Source organism: Bythopirellula sp., assembly GCF_041737835.1.
Taxonomy (GTDB): domain Bacteria; phylum Planctomycetota; class Planctomycetia; order Pirellulales; family Lacipirellulaceae; genus Bythopirellula.
In genome coordinates, this window is record NZ_JBGSQY010000050.1 from 194,456 (window position 1) to 211,378 (window position 16,923).

Below are 16,923 nucleotides of genomic sequence, written 5' to 3' on the forward strand. Positions count from 1 at the left end.
CCGGCCGAAGAACAACAAGTGCAGAGTTTTCTCGCAGGTTTGCACTGAATCCTGCTAACCAAGAAATCTAGGTTGCCTAGAAGAGGGGGATGTGAAAGCGCCATAAAAATTGACGGTTCACCGAAAATTTATGATCCGCTCCAGGCGGTCAATTGTCGGCCTGTGACGGTTGTGCGGGGAGGGCAGGCGACAAGCTAGACACAAAGTCGTGTCATCTAGCCGACTTAACGCCGAGTCGAGGCAACTTTCTCCAGAGAGAAGTCGAGATTGTCTTGATCGTCGTTGATTTCGACTTCAAGTTTGCTTTCGTCATTGTAGGCCGAGGGGATGTACTGCTCCATCAAGTCAGCGGGGGGACTGGTTCCTTCGCCAGCGTTCTTCTTGCCGCTGGGACGCATTGCGATGATCTCGACGCGATATTTTCCTGCGGTGGGTCCTTCGTGGCTGGCAATGGAATAGCGGCCAGCAACGATAGGTCCACCAGAAGCTTTGCCCGTGGCCGAATCGAGCGGAGAGAAAATGATGTCGCCGTTTTCGACGGGCTGGCCGTCGTAGGAAATCGCGCCACTCAATTCATAGCGTTCAGGTCCGCCGCTGCCACAACCGAGCAGGGTCAAAAGCATGAGTACAGACCAGCATCGAAACTTCTGAAAGTTCATGCGATAAATCTTTTAGAGCGTCGATGAGTTCACGACTTCACCACCGTCAGCAGTACCCATGGCTCGCCAGACGATAACGTCGACATCGTCAGAAACAAATCGAACAGCAGCATCGGCCATTGCGACGTTTACACCTGCTGTATGATATCCACGAGCGAATTGCTGCCATTTCCCTTCCCAAGTTCCGGGCGATGATGCATTGCATGGCGAAATCTCGCGAGGAAGACCGAGACGATCACACCAACGGGTGTAATCAATGATTAGGCGATCGCCGTTATCAGGGTTGCGTGCGTCGAAAGCCACGTTGGGTTGCCAGTCGTGCATGTAGAGGGCAGCCGGACCAAAATGCATTGCGCCACGCGTATCAGGTTGCGCACCGTTTGGAACCAGTCGTAGCTCACTCACAGCTGCGGTGTTACTCGTGCCATCGGTGATCGATTCAAAGCGACGACCTTCGAAGTTGCCTTTTACAGGGACATTATCGGGCAGGTTCGTGCGGGGGATGCTGCCAACTACAAATGTTCCCAGCGCAGTCATGTTTACTGGGTCACCGATTCGAAGTGATAAAGGGTTCGCATTGGGATTACTATTGCGGTAGTTTTCCCAATCTTTAAGTGCAAGATTAGGCGTCAGATCCTCCGCCCAATAAAATCCCATTCCTGCATTGCCAACGTAGTTGCCTCGTGCTCCATAGAAACTATTGACGATTCCAATTGAAGAAGGCTGATTGATTTCTGAGGGGCATGTAAACAATGAAAGTGGTTGATGGTGCGAGGTATCGCCATTGGCGTCGCGTGCTTCAAGACGTATGTTCCAATTGGTTTGGCCGAAAGCATTATTCTCTTCGATATAGGGCATGATGAGCGTTACCCAGCTAAACAAAGTTTTAATCTGTTGGTTGGCAGGTGGTATTGAGGGATCTCCTTCACGGACCTCGGCGGGAGGCAGAGTCTTCCGCGCACTCGCATAGTTATGAATCGCCAAGCCAATATTGTGCAGGTTATTCACGCACTGGCTGCGGCGGGCGGCTTCGCGGGCGGCTTGGATGGCCGGTAGCAACAACGCGACCAGCACGCCGATAATGGCGATCACGACCAGCAGTTCGACCAGAGTAAATGCTCGCCCAGAGGAAAATGAGCTACAGGAAAACGAGCCAATAGACCGACGGCGCATCACATGTCTCCTGAGAAACTGTGGAGGGATGTTTAGACGAATTGTTGTCTCCCTCTGGCCGCCAGGAGTCGATTGTAGACAGCGGATTGGCTCTCTGCCAAGCCGATTTCAATGTTGTTTTTAAGTTCTGATGTCTTTGCTGCTGGCTAAGAATCGCTAGCGACGGCCAATTGCGGAAAATGGCAGAAAAAATTTCCTTAAATGTTGGGAGATTCCTTCGCGGTTCTGGCGTCCTTTGGCTACACTGCATGGTGATTCAGAGAGCGGCACTCGGAGAATCCACAGGGATTCTCTACTCCCGGGCAAGAGTTGTAAGAGAAGCGGGCATCGATCTTTCTCATACATCTTTGGAGAGTGTCTAATGAAACGATTCGCTTGTTTGGCCGCCGTCGCCGCGGCATTCTCATGCGCTCAATTGACTCATGCCGCATTAATTGCAGAGTTCTTGTTCAATGAGCCTGTCAATAGTCCGATTACTTCGGCTATTAATACTGTTCCGGGGGGAGCCACCTGGGCCGATGATGTGCAAGGGGACCTGAGTGGTGCCCTAACCAATGGAAGCGGCCAATATAGCTTAGCTGGTAAGAGCAATAATGAACTCGGCACAGCGCACCTCAATAATTCGCCGGACATCACCTCCGGTGTCATCTACGGTGTGATGGATCTGACTTGGGATTTTGATGCCGCTTCGCTCAACACGGCGGAAAACGAAGAAATTCGCTTGACCATCATTAACTTGAACACGGCTGGTTCAAGTTCCGTCACCGCAGAGTTTGCGATCATTCGTCAAGATAACAATGTGCTTGAATTCTCAGGGGCAGCCATCGGTACTGGCTCATCGAATATTGCTGCAGTACCTTTGAGCAACACCCAGAGTACTAAGTTTATTGGCGTCGTTGGCGTGAACCTCGACACGAATGTTTACTCAGTATACTTCTCCGATGATGCCGGCAGTTCATTTACGTCACTTGTAGGCGGAACAATCGATGCCGCGCGTATTGGGGCTCAGCTGCGCATGGTGTTGAATAATGATCTATCGCAGGACGATATACTGATCGATCGCGTGGCCCTTTATACGCACAATCCGTATAGCGGCTTGATCGCAGGTGTTCCCGAGCCTTCCACGGCAGCCTTGGTGGCATTGGCTGTATTCACAGTCGTGGGATCGCGCCGCAAAGTCTAGAGTCGGTTCTTCTAGTTTATTACAGGAATGTGCGGAACCTTGCTATCGTGGCGAGGCTCCGCACTTACTTTCCGAGTCGTTCATGATATCGCGTCTACTCTTTGGGTTAGCGGTTATTGGTCTGTTTCAATCGCCGATTTTGTTCGGACAGCAGCAGATCGAAGCCAGCAAATACGCCGTGGCGAGTGGCCATCCTACCGCGACGGCGATTGGGCTCGAAGTTTTGCGCGACGGCGGCAACGTGATCGATGCAGCAATTGCCACCTCGCTTGCCGTGGGAGTGGCGGAACCTTACGGTTCGGGCCTCGGTGGCAAGATTATCTTGCTCTATCGCGAGGCTTCGACCGGCAAAGTGTATTCCATCGTCGGATTATGCACTTCGCCCGCGGAGATGGATGCTGAAGAGTTTGCCGAGCTGCCGACTTCGCAGCGTGAATTGGGTTACATGGCCGTGGGAATTCCCGGGCTCGTGGCAGGCTTGGATGAAGCCTACCAGCGGTGGGGTTCCAAACCTTGGAAGGAACTGGTCGAACCTGCCGCGGAACTGGCTGAGGCGGGGATCATCATCGATGAGACGATGCAAGGTCTCTACAAAAGCCATGTACGCGATTTGCAGGCCGATGAAGAAGCAGCGGCCTTGTATCTCTATCAAAACGCGCTACCCCCGGTTGGCGCTCGACTGAAAAATGCCGACTTGGCGGCGACGCTGCATGATATCGCCGAGAACGGTGCGAGTTCGTTTTACACGGGTCCCACGGCACGACAAATAGTCAAGGCGGCTCGCGCTGATGGTTCAGCGATGACAATGGAGGATTGGGAAACGTATGAAGCGGAAGTCGGCGAGGCGCTCGCCATCGATTACCGTGGTAATCGTGTTTATTCGTGCCCACCACCGCTCACGGGTGGCACCACTGTACTCGCAACGCTTAAAGCCTTCGAGCAAATGCCTCACCTTGATGCTTCGGCCACACCCGTGCAATATGCCAACCAAATGGGCCGCGTGATGCTCGGTTTGTATCCGCTGGTGCAGGCCAGAATTGGCGACGGGCCCAATTCGCTCACTGATGCACAAGAAATGATTAGCCAAGGCGCAGCCAAGCAGATGGTGGCTGTTGCTAAAAAGATTGATCCGCGAAATCCCTATCCACGCAAAGAAGTTGAAGCTGCTGCCGATGGACTGCCCACGGCGAGCACGACACACTTGGTGGTGGCCGACGCGGCAGGGAATATGGTCAGCCTCACGCAGTCGTTGAGCCTGCATTTCGGCGCTGCGGTAGTGGCACCCGGTACGGGGTTTTTGCTGAACGATAGCTTAAGTAACTTTTCGGTCCACGATCCTGCGAACATCAATTATGTGGCGCCCAACAAACGGGCTCGCAGCACGATCGCGCCGATTATCGTCACGTGCGACGAAAAGCCTTTGCTGACACTTGGTATTCCCGGTGGGCAGCGGATCCCTACGACAACGATTCAATTACTATGGCAGCTTTTCGATCAAGAGAAGAGTTTGCACGATACGTTCGCTGCGTCGCGATTTCATTTGATGCGCCCGGTGACTTCCAAGCAGCCGTTCAATCGCCTGGAATTTGAAGCCGACGCCCCCGCGGCGTGGGATGACGAACTGAAATCTCTCAATTGGCGAGTGAAACGCTATCCGCGCAACGGCACCTATTTTGGCGGCGGGAATGGCATTCAGTATTCCGCCGACGGATCGTTGATTGGCGTGGCCGACCCCCGCCGTACCAACTTTGTTGCTGGTGACTAGCAGGATTGATAACAACAAGATTTGACACCACGATGCTAAGTTTGTGTTTTATTTTTAAGATGACGAAAAGTCTGCAAATCGCGGTCGTGGTTTGCTGCGCTTACGTGCTATGCATTTCCAGTACTTGGGGCGCGATCGTCCTCGACGGCGATTTCGATTCCGGCAGTCTCGACGAAGCCAATTCTTCGGTGTCCGGCAATTTGGTGATGCTTGCCGGACGCGATAACTACAACACGGGCGATTGGAAGTGGCTTTACTTCAGCGCGGATGGCGTGAGTGGTCAGCAAGTCACTTTCCGTATCGGCGATAATTTCGATACTGGTGGGGCGAGTTTGCTGGGCCACAAGATGGTTTACAGCTACGATCAAGAGAATTGGTTTTTCTTCGAGAATAACACCCGCAATGCCGCGCTCGATCGCTTCACGTTTTCTAACAACAATCCATTTGCTCAAGATCGCGTGTATGTGGCGTATGGCTTGCCGTATCCGGAAAGCCGTGTTGATTCGCACACGGCGAGTTTGGTTGCCAGCCCCTGGGTCAGCCCAACTTTATCTGGTGATGCCAATCTGGTTATTGGTCAATCGCCAGGGGGTGTGGATGATTTGGGTCGAGTGATTGCTCCCCAAGATATGTATGGCTACAAAATCACCGATCCCAACGGCGGTGCCATCGAGAAAAAGAAAGTTGTGCTCTTAGGCGGCGTCCACGCGAACGAAACTCTGGGAAACTTCACTCTCGAAGGTTTGGTCGACTTTCTTGTCAGCGATGATGCCGAAGCCGCGATATTGCGCAAGTATGCGGAATTTTATGTTTATCCCATGGCCAACCCCGATGGCCGCCTCGCTGGCTACAATCGCAGCACGGTGCAACACGAGGATCTCGACCCTAACCGGTATTGGATTCCTCCCAATTACAACAACTTAGACGATATCGAGGTCGTGGGTGACTCGGTTCGCGCGGATACAGGTGTGGACGTGGATTATTTGGTCGACTTTCATTCGACCGTCAACGGCAAGACGGGTCACTACGGCTTTATCCTGCCGGAGTATCAGGCCGATCCGTTTTGGCAGAATGTTATTCAAGTGGAACCAAGCATTGATACCAATAATGCGTCGCTCGTAGACGATACGGGGGCAAAGTTTGGGAGGGATTATCTCAATGCTGAGTTCTCCGCGACATTTGAAACGCAGTTTTTGCCTGACGAGAATATCGACCGCTTCTTGACGTTGGGACGAAACTTCGGCTTGGCGTTTCAACAAACTTTCTATGAATTCTCCGACTTGAATTTTGACGGCGTGCTCGATCCTTTGGATTGGCAAGCATTTCTTCTCGGAGCGGAAGCCGATTTGTCGGCACTTTCGCCCATCGATGCCTACGAAGCTGGTGACCTCAACGGCGACGGCACGAATGACCTGGAAGACTTTGGATTGTTCAAAGACAACTACATCCAAGTCAACGGCTTGCTAGCCTTTCAATCGCTCTTTGTTGCCGTGCCAGAGCCAAGTTCAGCCGCATTGCTGTTGGTCACAGGTATTTTGATTTCCACACGCTATTATCGCTCAACATCTACTTGTTTGACGGGGACTTACTCATGACAAGGATCATTTCTTATTTAGTGGTCGCTCTAGCGATGCTCGCTTTTGGTTCGCCCGATATGCCATCTACTTACGCCGTTGATTTACATGCGTTTGAATTCAACGAGGGGAGCGGCTTTTTCCTTTCAGAAACTTTTGACTCGGGTAATCCCGGTGGACAGGCGTGGGTGGAATCTAATCTGCTGACCGACTCAGAAACCAACGGCAGCGGTAGCTTCCGCATTACGAAGTTTAACGACGACCAAGCCGACAACTATTTGCAGATTGATAATATCACTTCTTCAACCGTAGGTAGCCGCTATATCGTCGTTCGCATGTCGGGCTGGAATTTTGTGGATAGCGTCGTTGGCCAGGGGGAAGAAATCCGCTTTGACTTCTTGGACAGCGACACGGGTACGAGTGGCTCTGCCGTCACTTCCCAAGTTCGCATCGACCGCAACACCGACAACGGCAATATCGAACTGCGCGGCACAGCCATTGGCGTGGGCTCGACCGATATTGCGAGTCGAGCAACGCTTAACACGACACAGACCGCCCCATTCACGATGGTGTTGGAACTTGATAAGAAGTCGAACACCTACGAGGTATTTTACAAGGACGGCACAAACCCAGCACAAGCCTTGGGTGCCGCGCCAATTTCAGCGGCTCGCAATGGCAACAGCATTCGTTTTACGGTCAACAATAATTTTGGCAGCGATATCACGGAGTTTTTTGCCATCGACCGCTTCGCCTTGACCGACACGAATCCGCTGACCGATTTGATGACGCTCGAAGTGAATCGGATCACTGGCGAGATGAAACTTAAGAACACGACCGGTTCCGCTTTAAGTGGTTTGCGATCTTACTCGCTGACTTCCGCATCAGGTGCGCTCACGGCTGCGAACTGGCGGTCGGTGACAGATTTCTACGATCAAGCTCCCGGCAATGGCAGCGTCGACGTTGATGGTGCGTGGTCTAAGACATCGACTTCCGCTACCGATTTGAGTGAAGGCGTTATCGGTGGTAATGGCGGCAATTTATCTATCAATCAAGAAGTCATTCTTAGTTCGGGCACTGGTCCCTGGCTGCGTGGCATCTACGAAGATTTGGAAATGGTGCTCAACTTCGACGGCGGCATCACTCGCAAAGCCAATGTCAACTTTGTCGGCAACGGTGGGGAGCGTCTCGATGTGGGCGATCTCAACTTCGATGGCTCGCTCACGGCTGCCGACTGGACAGCCTTCATTGCCGGGGCAGAAATGGATCTGTCGGGTCTGACGTTAGCCCAGCAATACCAAGCCGGTGACCTTAACGGCGACGGTCTCAACGACATTTTTGATTTTGCAATTTTCAAAGATTCTTATGACGCGGTGAACGGATTTGGTGCCTTCAACACGATGTTCGCCGCGATACCTGAGCCTACAAGTCTTGTTCTTCTATCGTTGGGCTGCGTGTTAAGTGGCATGCGCCGTTGCCGTCCTAAGTTTGTCGCACCACGTTTAATCTCTGAGGTGTCTTCCATGAAATCATTGGCTTCGTTTGTTGTGGTGTTAGCAGCTTGTATCGGCGTCAGCTTGAATAACTCCGTAACTGCTAACGCTGCTGTTCTCGAAGATTTTCCGTTTGGGGATTCGAATGGTACGCTCATCGGCGCTGCTGCCAACACCGCTAATCCGGGTAACTTTTGGGACGAAGATCCCACGGATTCGATTAATTCATCTGTTCAAAACGGTGTTTATCGAATTCAACGAAATGATGAGGAGGCTGCCACCAATTATTTGGATATCGAAAATATCACTTCGGGCAAGGCTTGGCTTGTTGCGGATATTGCTGGTTGGAATTTTACTCCGACACTAGGTGTTGGTGAGGTGTTTGAAGAGTTTCGACTTGCTTTTCTACAAAACGATCCTCCAGCGCAGGGCAATTCGACGCTGACAGCTCAGTTTGCTATCCAGAGAAACCAAACAACTAATGTTATTGAGCTCATCGGCAATCGCGCCGGTGGGGGTGCAAATATTGCTCAGACCCTTAATTTAACACACAGCAGAAATACACCATTTAGCGTTGCCCTGGAAATTGATGAGGATAATAACAGTTATTCGATCTATTACAAGGATGATACCAATCCTTACACTTTTCTGGGTTCGGCTGCGCACGATAGCGCTCGAGATGGTAATTCAATTCGTATGTTCATCAACAACAACTTTGGCGGTACAGGCGAGTTTTTTGACCTCAGCCGCGTTTATCTTACCGACACCGACCCCACGAATGTTTCCAATGATCGTATGACGTTGCAGGTCAATACCGTGACGGGCGAGTTGAAGTTAATCAACGATACTGCATCTACGTTCGACATCGATGCCTATACGATCACCAGCGCAACACTCGCTGGCGATCTCAAGCCGTTGACTTGGAACAGCCTGAGCGACCAAGTCCCACTGATTGATCCCGTGGATGGACCCGATGGTGACTCGACCTTGGGCAACGGCACGGGCGAAACTTGGGACGAAGCTCCCGGCAGCAGCAGCAAAGTCTTGGCCGAACGCTTTTTGCTGGGAAGTTCCGTGTTCACACCGGGACGTGACGAAACACTCGGCTTGGCGTTCCAAGTCGGTGGAGACACAAATGCACTTACATTCCAATATCGCAACGCCGACACCGGAGCCATTCAAACAGGATTGATTGATTTGATTGCCACCGGGCCCAATGGTGATTTCGATGGCGATGGCGACGTCGATGGCCGCGATTTTCTGCGTTGGCAACGGGGCGGCTCGCCTGCGCCATTCAGTTCAACAGACCTTGCTGCCTGGCAAAATGCTTATGGAGTGGGGCCGTTGTCGTCGCTTGAGGCAGTACCCGAGCCCACCGCACTTACGCTTGTGCTTTCACTTGCAATGGGCTTGGTTGCGGTGCGACGTAATCGAGTATCGTAAAAATTTTGAACAAACCGGCCGCACTGTTGGCTTTGCATGGACAAGAAGTTATAGATCTCGACCATCGTCGAAGTGCGTTATTGCACCGTAGCCAAGGTGTGACGTTTCGTGCCATAATTGCCAAGCTACACTATTGGGTGTAAGTGCTGTTAGGTGAGCCGCTCATATAGCGGTCTTGCGATACTCTGTCCGTTACTTTTGGCTTGGCAATATGAATAACGTCCCGGATCCGTTGTTATCTGGTAAAGAACTTCCCACGTTCAAGTTCGCGCTCGAAAAGTCGGTGGGAAAAGTTATCGGCAACAGCTATGGCAAGGAGGCAACCGTCGAACAGTTGCCAATTTCCAAAGGGATTGCCGGTGTTTCGATGCAAATCGAGCCGGGTGCGATGCGCGAGTTGCATTGGCACGCTACCGCCGCGGAATGGGCTTTTGTTCTTTCGGGACGCGTGCGGACGACGGTGATCGATCCCCATGGTTTTGCTGAAACGAACGACTTCGATCCCGGTGATGTCTGGTATTTCCCACGCGGGTATGGCCACGTGCTGGAATGCTTGGGCAACGAGCCATGCCGTTTTATTTTGATTTTCGACAACGGTTATTTTTCTGAGTTTGGCACGTTCAGCATTACCGATTGGTTGGGCCATGCCCCGCGTGAGTTGTTGGCCAAGAATTTTGGGTTGCCGTCGTCGTCGTTCGAGAATTTTCCGAACGAAGAAGTTTATTTTGCTCAAGGCAAAGTGCCAGCCGAAGAACCAGTCACGCCGCTGCAAGGGTGGCAGCCTCCGCCACAAACGCACAAGTATGAATTGCTCAAGCAACCGCCGTTCAGAACCTTCGCCGGTGGACGCGAATGGCGGGTCGATTCCTCGCGATTTGAAGTTTCAACCACCATCACGGGCGTAGTTCTCGAACTTGAACCGGGCGCGATGCGCGAATTGCATTGGCATCCTACGGCCGATGAATGGCATTACGTGATCGAAGGGCAAATCAGCGTCACCATGTTTGGCTCACACGGCCGTTTTCGCGCGGAAACTCTCGATCAGGGCGATGTTGGTTACATCCCACAAGGCTTTGGGCATTCGATTGAAAATATCGGCGACAAAACATGTCGCATCCTGATCGGCTTGAACACCGGTGTGTACGCGGCTATCGACCTCTCGCAGTGGATTGCTGGAAATCCTTCGGATATTCTGGCGACGAATTTCAGCCAACCCGCGAGCCTGTTCGAGAAGTTCCCGCGCAAGCAAGTTTTCATCGCCGAGGGAAAACAGAAAGACTAAGACCCGCGCCGCGTCTCCAGAAAACCCACGATCAAGTCCAGTTCTGCCGATGTGATCGTCCCGGCAAACGCAGGCATGTTGTAGCCGCCGTTGTTGATGCGGATGATCAAGTCGTCGCGCGTGAGCAGGCGGCCGATCTTGGATAATTCTGGCCCGCGATGTCCGCCGTAGCCGTCGATGTCGTGGCAGTAGAGACATCCTTTCGAGTGAACGAGTGCGGCCCCTTCGGCGATCGGGCCGCTTTCCGCTCCAACGATTTTTGCAGGCAAGGGGGGAACGCCAAAATCGGGTGACCAAGGCTCGTAATAGGCGTAGATCGTCAGCACGACAAAGGCTGTGAAGGCGGCAATCACAACACCCAAAGCCCAGGGACGTTTGCTCGGTGCGCGATCCCCTTTATTGGAAATGAGTGGCAAGCAGAACAGCGTTAGGAATGCTACTACCGGCAAGCCAAGAATCACCCAAGTTTCCAAGCCAGGTGGAAGCAGCGAGAGCGTTGCGAAGTACCACCAGAAATACCAATCGGGCATGGGGTTGGCCTGAATGCTGCTGGGGTCGGGAGAACTCGTGAGGGCAGGGGGGCCAATCAACAGCGCACACCCGACAATGATGGCAACGACAAATGCCGAGAAGACTGCGTCCCTCCAAATCGCATGGGGCCAAAAGGACACACCGGTGCGGCTGAGTCGTTCTTCGTAATCCTGTTTGTAGGTCGCCGGATCGACGGGTTGTTCGGGGTTCGGCATTTCCGACACGCCGTGCCGCAGCAGTAATAACAGATGCAAAGCAATGCCGGCGAAAATCACGCCGGGTACGATGAAGACGTGCATGACGAAGAATCGGCTCAGCGTTGAACCGCCGACGGTATCGCCACCCAAAATAAAGTGCGCAATCTGCGGTCCAACAATCGGTGCGCGACCCGCCATTTCAGCGCCAACGACAACCGACCAAACACCATTGGCATCCCATCGCAAGAGCTGGCCAGTGAAGCCCATTCCTAGCACGACAAAAAGCAGCACGACGCCGCTCATCCAGTTCAATTCGCGTGGATACTTATACGTTGCGTGCAAATAAACTTGCACGAGGTGAATTACCGCGAGCATAATCATCGCCGACGCGCCGTAGTAGTGCATGCCGCGGAGCAGATTACCGAACGGCGCTTGCTCGGTGATGTATTTTAAACTTTCGTAAGCCTCGTCACCTCCTGGGACATAAGACATAGCCAGGCAAATGCCGGTGAGGACTTGCACGATAAACGCCGTGAGCGTCGCGCTGCCAAAGACATACCACCAACGGGCATCCCGCGGGACAACGTGCGTAAGGAGCGGGACGACGTAATCTGAGAATCCCGCGCGATCGTCAAACGAGCGCCAAATGTTTTTCAGTTTCTTAACGAACATGTTGTTAGGTCGAGGCGATGGTTGCGATTGTTTGAGACGGTCACAAATTTATACGGGTGTTGTCGTAAGTGGCACGGGGCCGGTTTCAATTTCCACCTGCTCGCCACGCACACGCACCGAATAGCGATGCAAAGGTTTCGGTGGAGGGCCGCCCGCTACGGTCCCATTTTCGTAATAAACCCCGCCGTGACAGGGACACATAAACAACTTGGCGTCGGCAATCCACCGGACGGGACAACCAAGATGCCGGCAATTGATGGAGAAGGCGATGAACTCATTGTCTGAAACACGTCGTAACCACGCACCCGTTCGAGCGGTGACACCGGCCCAAGGCTCGGGTGACGGATCTTCAAATTCCACGAGGACGGTCTCGCCGAGTTTGAAAGATTCCAGTTTGCCGACAGCCCGCCATTTGCGAGGCTTCTTTCCAAACACGGGGGCAAGAATAAATGACAAGCCGGGCACCGCGATCGCCAACCCAATCAATCCCGAGAGAAATAACGTCAGACGAGCAAAGAACGTGCGCCGATGATCCTCATGAGGCGTCGGGTTTGGAGCGTTGCAGTCAGTCATGTGTTGCTCTCCTGCGAGTGCATGATGTCGCGAATCCACGCGCCTAGTGCAGCTATCGCCAAAGCGGCCCCTAACAGCGACATGCTCCAGTGAGTCAACAATCCCCATGCTGTCATGGTGATGCCCATCGCCAATGCGGCGGGCGCATAGGTGGGTCTCACGACGGCTTCGTCTTCCAGAGCCGAGCAATCAACGATTGTCGAATCGATTTCCGTCATAGTTGTGATCCTGCTTGTACTGGTCGTTGAGGGAGCAGCGAGAGGCGATCGTCCATCGTTGAATACCACCGAGACAATAGGAACAAAATCACACTCAGATAAAGCATACAGGGAGGCACCCACATCAATAGCCCGCCCAGATGTTGATCGACCGTGGGAGTGAGGCCCAGGTCATACAGGTGACCGACGATGTTGATGCGATCGGTGGGATTCGTGAAGGCAGGGCAAACGCTGATGGTGGTAAACGTGATGTACACTCCCAGCAGCGTGCAGCCGAGACATGCGGAGAACAAATAAACGATACCCGCTAAGGGGTCGAGTCGCTGCTCCTGCCTGGGAGAGAAAACTGGCCACCAAAACGCCAAGCCGGCAGCGACCAGCGAGGCGTCTCTTAGTAACCCGATGCCCGTACTTTCGGTGGCCGCACTGCAGAGGCTGGGGATATGCCACAGCCACATCGCTCCGATACCGCAGATCCAACCGATGATCGGAGTGGCGTTGCCGCGAAGTATGCCAGAAGTTCGCAACCGCTGAAACCGCTCTGAGGGAAGGCTTATGAGGATTAATAATGGCACGAGCAGCAGCAAAACCAAATGCTGCACCATGTGGGCGCTGAACAGGTAGCCATCAGCCAACACTCCGACCGGTGAGATAAACACGAGCACGATTAACGCAATCGCCGACAAGATCGCGAGCATGCGTTTTACGTTGATTGGCCGAAACAGCAGCATGTAATTTATCATCATCACAGCTGCGACAATCCATACGGGGGAATTCAGATTCCATAGTTCGGCCCTGAGCATGACTATAGAACTCCTAAATAAATGATCGAGAAGACAACGATCCACACCACGTCGACAAAGTGCCAGTAGATGCCGACGGCTTGCACTGGCGCATGCCATCGTGGTGTGAGAATCTTCTGTTGCCCAAAGATCCAAAAGATACTCAATGCCACCAGCCCACCGAACACGTGTAGAGCGTGAAAACTGGTGACTGTGAAAAATGTTGAGGCAAACAAGTTGCGGTCGATGGTAATGTTATTGGCTAGCAAGCCTTTGTATTCAATCGCCTGCCCCGCGAGGAAGATGACACCAAGGATAATCGTTACGCCAAGCGAAGTGAGGAAACGTATCCTACTTCCTGCCCGCAGACCTTGCTCGGCAAGCCAAAAGGTTGCACTGCTGGCGAGCAGAAACACCGTGAAAGCCGCGGTTCTTGGCACGTTCAGTGCTGTTGTCGCGGTAGGTCCCTGTTGGTCAGTTTGCGAGTTGAAGATCACATAACTTGCCAGCAATAAGACGAAGAATATCGCTTCGGAAACAACAAATAACCAAGCAAAGGTTTTGGCCTTGGTGGGACGGGAAAGCGTGTCTTCAGGTGTCGAGGAAAATTTCCAGTCGGCAAGTTCTGGGTTATCGAGATCCCACAACGGCCGCCGGCTTTTGATTTCGGGTAAGCTCGAAAAATTCTCAGGAGGTGGCGGCGATGTGGTTGCCCATTCCAATGTGTAGGCATTCCAGGGATTGTTGCCTGCGGGGCTACCGTGCTGCAAACTGCGAATGATGTTCCACAGCAGTACGAGCGTGCCCGCGATCATAAAAACGACTGATGCAGAGGAGACAGCATTGAGCAGTCCCCAACCGGGGAGATCAGCATACGTATAAACGCGGCGCGGCATGCCCATCAAACCGAGCAGATGCTGCACGAAAAACGTACCGTTGAAACCGATCAGCCACAGCCAGAATTGCAGCTTGCCCAATCGTTCGCTGAGCATGCGGCCGGTCATTTTGGGGAACCAATAATAGACCGCCGCGAAGAAAGCGAACACGATGCAACTGATCAAGACATAGTGAAAATGAGCGACGACGAAGTAGGTGTCGGTCAACTGCCAATCGACCGGCACGGAAGCAAACATCACGCCGGTTAAGCCACCAATCACAAACTGAATCAGAAAAGCGATGGCAAACAACATCGCCGTCGTCAGGCGAATCGAACCGCCCCACATCGTGGCCGTCCAGTTGAAGATTTTGATGCCTGTGGGAATTGCAATCAGGAGCGTCATCGCCGCGAAGAAAATTTCAGCCGCCGGTCCCAATCCGACCGCGAACATATGATGAGCCCACACCCCGTAGCTCAAAAGTACAATGGCCACGCTCGAACCGGCTACAAACGCATAGCCGTAAATCGGTTTGCGCGAGAACACGGGTATCACTTCCGAAATGACCGCGAAAGACGGCAAGGCGAAGACATAAACTTCGGGATGACCAAACAGCCAAAAGAAGTGCTGCCATAGAACGGCATTGCCCCCGCGTGCCGGTTCAAAAAACGCTGCGCCCAACGAGCGATCGATGTACAGTAATGCCAGCGCCGAGTTAAGCGGTGGAATCGCGAGCACCACTAACAGCGACTGCATGAGCATGATCCACACATAGAGTGGGACACGTTGCAAACTCATTCCCGGCGCACGCAGGCAAAGGATCGTGGTGATGAGGTTGATCGCCCCGGCAATCGAGCCAACGCCCATCACCGCCAGACCAATGATCCAGTAATCCACCCCCAGCAGTGAGCTATAAGGTTTTGTGGAAAGCGGTGCGTAAGAAAACCAGCCGGCATTCGGGGCCGATCCGGTCAGAAAGCTGAAGTAAAGTAGCACCCCACCGAACGCCAATATCCAGAAGCTCATGGCGTTGAGCCGAGGAAAGGCGACATCTTTGGCGCCGATCATCAGGGGAATCAAATAATTGGCGAAGCCTGTCACAAGTGGCATCCCCACCAGGAACACCATCGTCGTTCCATGCATCGTGAAGAGCTGGTTGAACATTTCGGGCGAGAGAAATGTGTTGTTCGGTATCGCCAACTGAATGCGAATCAGCGTCGCTTCGAGCCCTCCGATGATGAGAAAGATCACGGAGAGCAGCATATACATAATTCCGATCTGCTTGTGATCGACCGACGCAACCCAAGGCAGCAACCTCTCGCGCGGGAGAGTTGTTTCCAAGGCAGCAGTGGATTCAATCGCTTGCGTGGTCAATCGAGAGACTCCAAATACGCTGCCAGCTGTTGGACTTGTTCATCCGAAAGATTGAAGTTGGGCATCTTACAACCCGGTTTGATGGCTTGAGGATTCTTCAACCACCGACGCAGATTGTCTGGTGAGTTTTGCAGCACGCCACCGCCGATTTCTTTGCGACGCGCGATATGCGTGAGATTGGGGCCGATGGTCATGGTCGCGGCCGTGCCATCGATGGTGTGGCAATTGACGCACGTCTGAGAGAAAAACAGCTTTTCGCCCGCCTCTGCGGCTGACTCGGTCACAGATGCCAGCGTGACGTTCTCGTCATGTTGCCATTGAGCGTACTCTTTGGGATCGTGGGCATAGACCGTGAAGTTCATCCACGCGTGTTGGTTGCCACAGAATTCGGCACAGCGACCTTGGTACTCGCCCGGCCGACTTGCTTCGAGCCAGATGAAGTTGTTGCGCCCTGGAATCGCATCGATTTTGCGTCCCAGTTGTGGCACCCAAAACGAGTGAATCACGTCGGCGGATTGGACTTCAACACGGATCTTCTTTCCCACGGGAATATGGATTTCATTCGCCCCTACGCGGCCGGAATGGTTGTAACGAACCTCCCACCACCATTGATGCCCAATGACGATCAATTCCGCGTCAGCTGGGGCATCGTGCGGCGGATGGACTTTGGGGTAAGCATTCATCGTCAGAATCAACTTCATGCTGATGACCCCGATCCACAGCACGATGATGATGGGGCCGACCATCCACAGAATTTCGCGGCGATGGCTGCCGAAGTCCTGCTTCGGCAGATCGACACGTACCCGGCCTCGGATGAGGGCGATCACGATCAGCCCTGTGACGATGATGAAGATTCCCGCCGAGATCCAGAGAACCGCCACGAACAGGTCGAAGATGGCCTGGGCTTCGGGCGATTCGGGCTGAAATACGGGAAACGAGATGTCCACGCACTAAGCTCCTTGGCGAAAAGCACTGACGTTTGAATGGTGAAATCCCCGACAGATTAAAGCACCAACTGTATGACGTGCTCGAAATTGATGCATTGCTGATCCTTGCAACGTTCGACTGTCTTTATAGACAGGTCATGCCCTTGAAAAATGCCTCTCTGGATGGTGCATGACATTATTGTGAA

13 protein-coding genes are annotated in these 16,923 nt (G+C 53.0%); 5 read left to right on the forward strand and 8 right to left on the reverse strand.

The window, feature by feature from the left end; genetic code table 11:
* Window positions 1-224: 224 nt before the first annotated feature.
* Window positions 225-623, reverse strand: a complete 399-nt coding sequence (locus AC6T8Q_RS16145; protein WP_500680059.1) for a hypothetical protein — start codon at window positions 621-623, stop codon at window positions 225-227.
* A 48-nt stretch (window positions 624-671) separates the two neighbouring features.
* On the reverse strand, window positions 672-1,832 hold the full coding sequence (locus AC6T8Q_RS16150; RefSeq protein WP_500680060.1) for a DUF1559 family PulG-like putative transporter: 1,161 nt from the start codon (window positions 1,830-1,832) through the stop codon (window positions 672-674).
* Between the two features lie 361 nt (window positions 1,833-2,193).
* On the opposite strand from AC6T8Q_RS16150, the gene AC6T8Q_RS16155 reads away from it, so the two are divergent.
* From AC6T8Q_RS16155 to AC6T8Q_RS16175, 5 genes are all read left to right on the forward strand, one after another.
* The gene (locus AC6T8Q_RS16155; RefSeq protein WP_500680061.1) at window positions 2,194-3,015 is read left to right on the forward strand and encodes a PEP-CTERM sorting domain-containing protein; all 822 of its coding nucleotides are present in this window, start codon (window positions 2,194-2,196) and stop codon (window positions 3,013-3,015) included.
* Window positions 3,016-3,097: 82 nt separating this feature from the next.
* Window positions 3,098-4,780 (forward strand): gamma-glutamyltransferase family protein, encoded by a 1,683-nt coding sequence (locus AC6T8Q_RS16160; RefSeq protein ID WP_500680062.1) that lies wholly within the window; start codon window positions 3,098-3,100, stop codon window positions 4,778-4,780.
* Window positions 4,781-4,839: 59 nt separating this feature from the next.
* Complete coding sequence (locus tag AC6T8Q_RS16165) at window positions 4,840-6,375, forward strand: M14-type cytosolic carboxypeptidase (protein ID WP_500680063.1); 1,536 nt, start codon at window positions 4,840-4,842, stop codon at window positions 6,373-6,375.
* Complete coding sequence (locus AC6T8Q_RS16170) at window positions 6,372-9,287, forward strand: PEP-CTERM sorting domain-containing protein (RefSeq protein ID WP_500680064.1); 2,916 nt, start codon at window positions 6,372-6,374, stop codon at window positions 9,285-9,287. Before AC6T8Q_RS16165 ends, AC6T8Q_RS16170 begins: the two co-directional genes overlap by 4 nt.
* Before the next feature lie 211 nt (window positions 9,288-9,498).
* Window positions 9,499-10,569, forward strand: a complete 1,071-nt coding sequence (locus tag AC6T8Q_RS16175) for a cupin domain-containing protein (RefSeq protein ID WP_500680065.1) — start codon at window positions 9,499-9,501, stop codon at window positions 10,567-10,569.
* On the opposite strand, the gene AC6T8Q_RS16180 is transcribed toward AC6T8Q_RS16175, so the two are convergent.
* The 6 genes from AC6T8Q_RS16180 to coxB are packed head-to-tail and all read right to left on the reverse strand — an operon-like array spanning window position 10,566 to window position 16,738.
* Entirely contained in the window at window positions 10,566-11,969 is a 1,404-nt protein-coding gene (locus AC6T8Q_RS16180; RefSeq protein ID WP_500680066.1) for a cytochrome b N-terminal domain-containing protein, read from the reverse strand. The genes AC6T8Q_RS16175 and AC6T8Q_RS16180 overlap by 4 nt on opposite strands.
* Before the next feature lie 48 nt (window positions 11,970-12,017).
* The gene (locus tag AC6T8Q_RS16185) at window positions 12,018-12,542 is read right to left on the reverse strand and encodes a QcrA and Rieske domain-containing protein (RefSeq protein ID WP_500680067.1); all 525 of its coding nucleotides are present in this window, start codon (window positions 12,540-12,542) and stop codon (window positions 12,018-12,020) included.
* On the reverse strand, window positions 12,539-12,760 hold the full coding sequence (locus AC6T8Q_RS16190) for a hypothetical protein (protein ID WP_500680068.1): 222 nt from the start codon (window positions 12,758-12,760) through the stop codon (window positions 12,539-12,541). The genes AC6T8Q_RS16185 and AC6T8Q_RS16190 overlap by 4 nt, the downstream gene beginning before the upstream one ends.
* Window positions 12,757-13,563: a cytochrome c oxidase assembly protein gene (locus AC6T8Q_RS16195; RefSeq protein WP_500680069.1), complete on the reverse strand. Its 807-nt coding sequence runs from the start codon at window positions 13,561-13,563 to the stop codon at window positions 12,757-12,759. Before AC6T8Q_RS16195 ends, AC6T8Q_RS16190 begins: the two co-directional genes overlap by 4 nt.
* A 2-nt stretch (window positions 13,564-13,565) precedes the next feature.
* On the reverse strand, window positions 13,566-15,791 hold the full coding sequence (gene ctaD / locus AC6T8Q_RS16200; protein WP_500680070.1) for a cytochrome c oxidase subunit I: 2,226 nt from the start codon (window positions 15,789-15,791) through the stop codon (window positions 13,566-13,568).
* On the reverse strand, window positions 15,788-16,738 hold the full coding sequence (coxB, locus tag AC6T8Q_RS16205; RefSeq protein ID WP_500680071.1) for a cytochrome c oxidase subunit II: 951 nt from the start codon (window positions 16,736-16,738) through the stop codon (window positions 15,788-15,790). Before coxB ends, ctaD begins: the two co-directional genes overlap by 4 nt.
* Window positions 16,739-16,923: the final 185 nt, after the last annotated feature.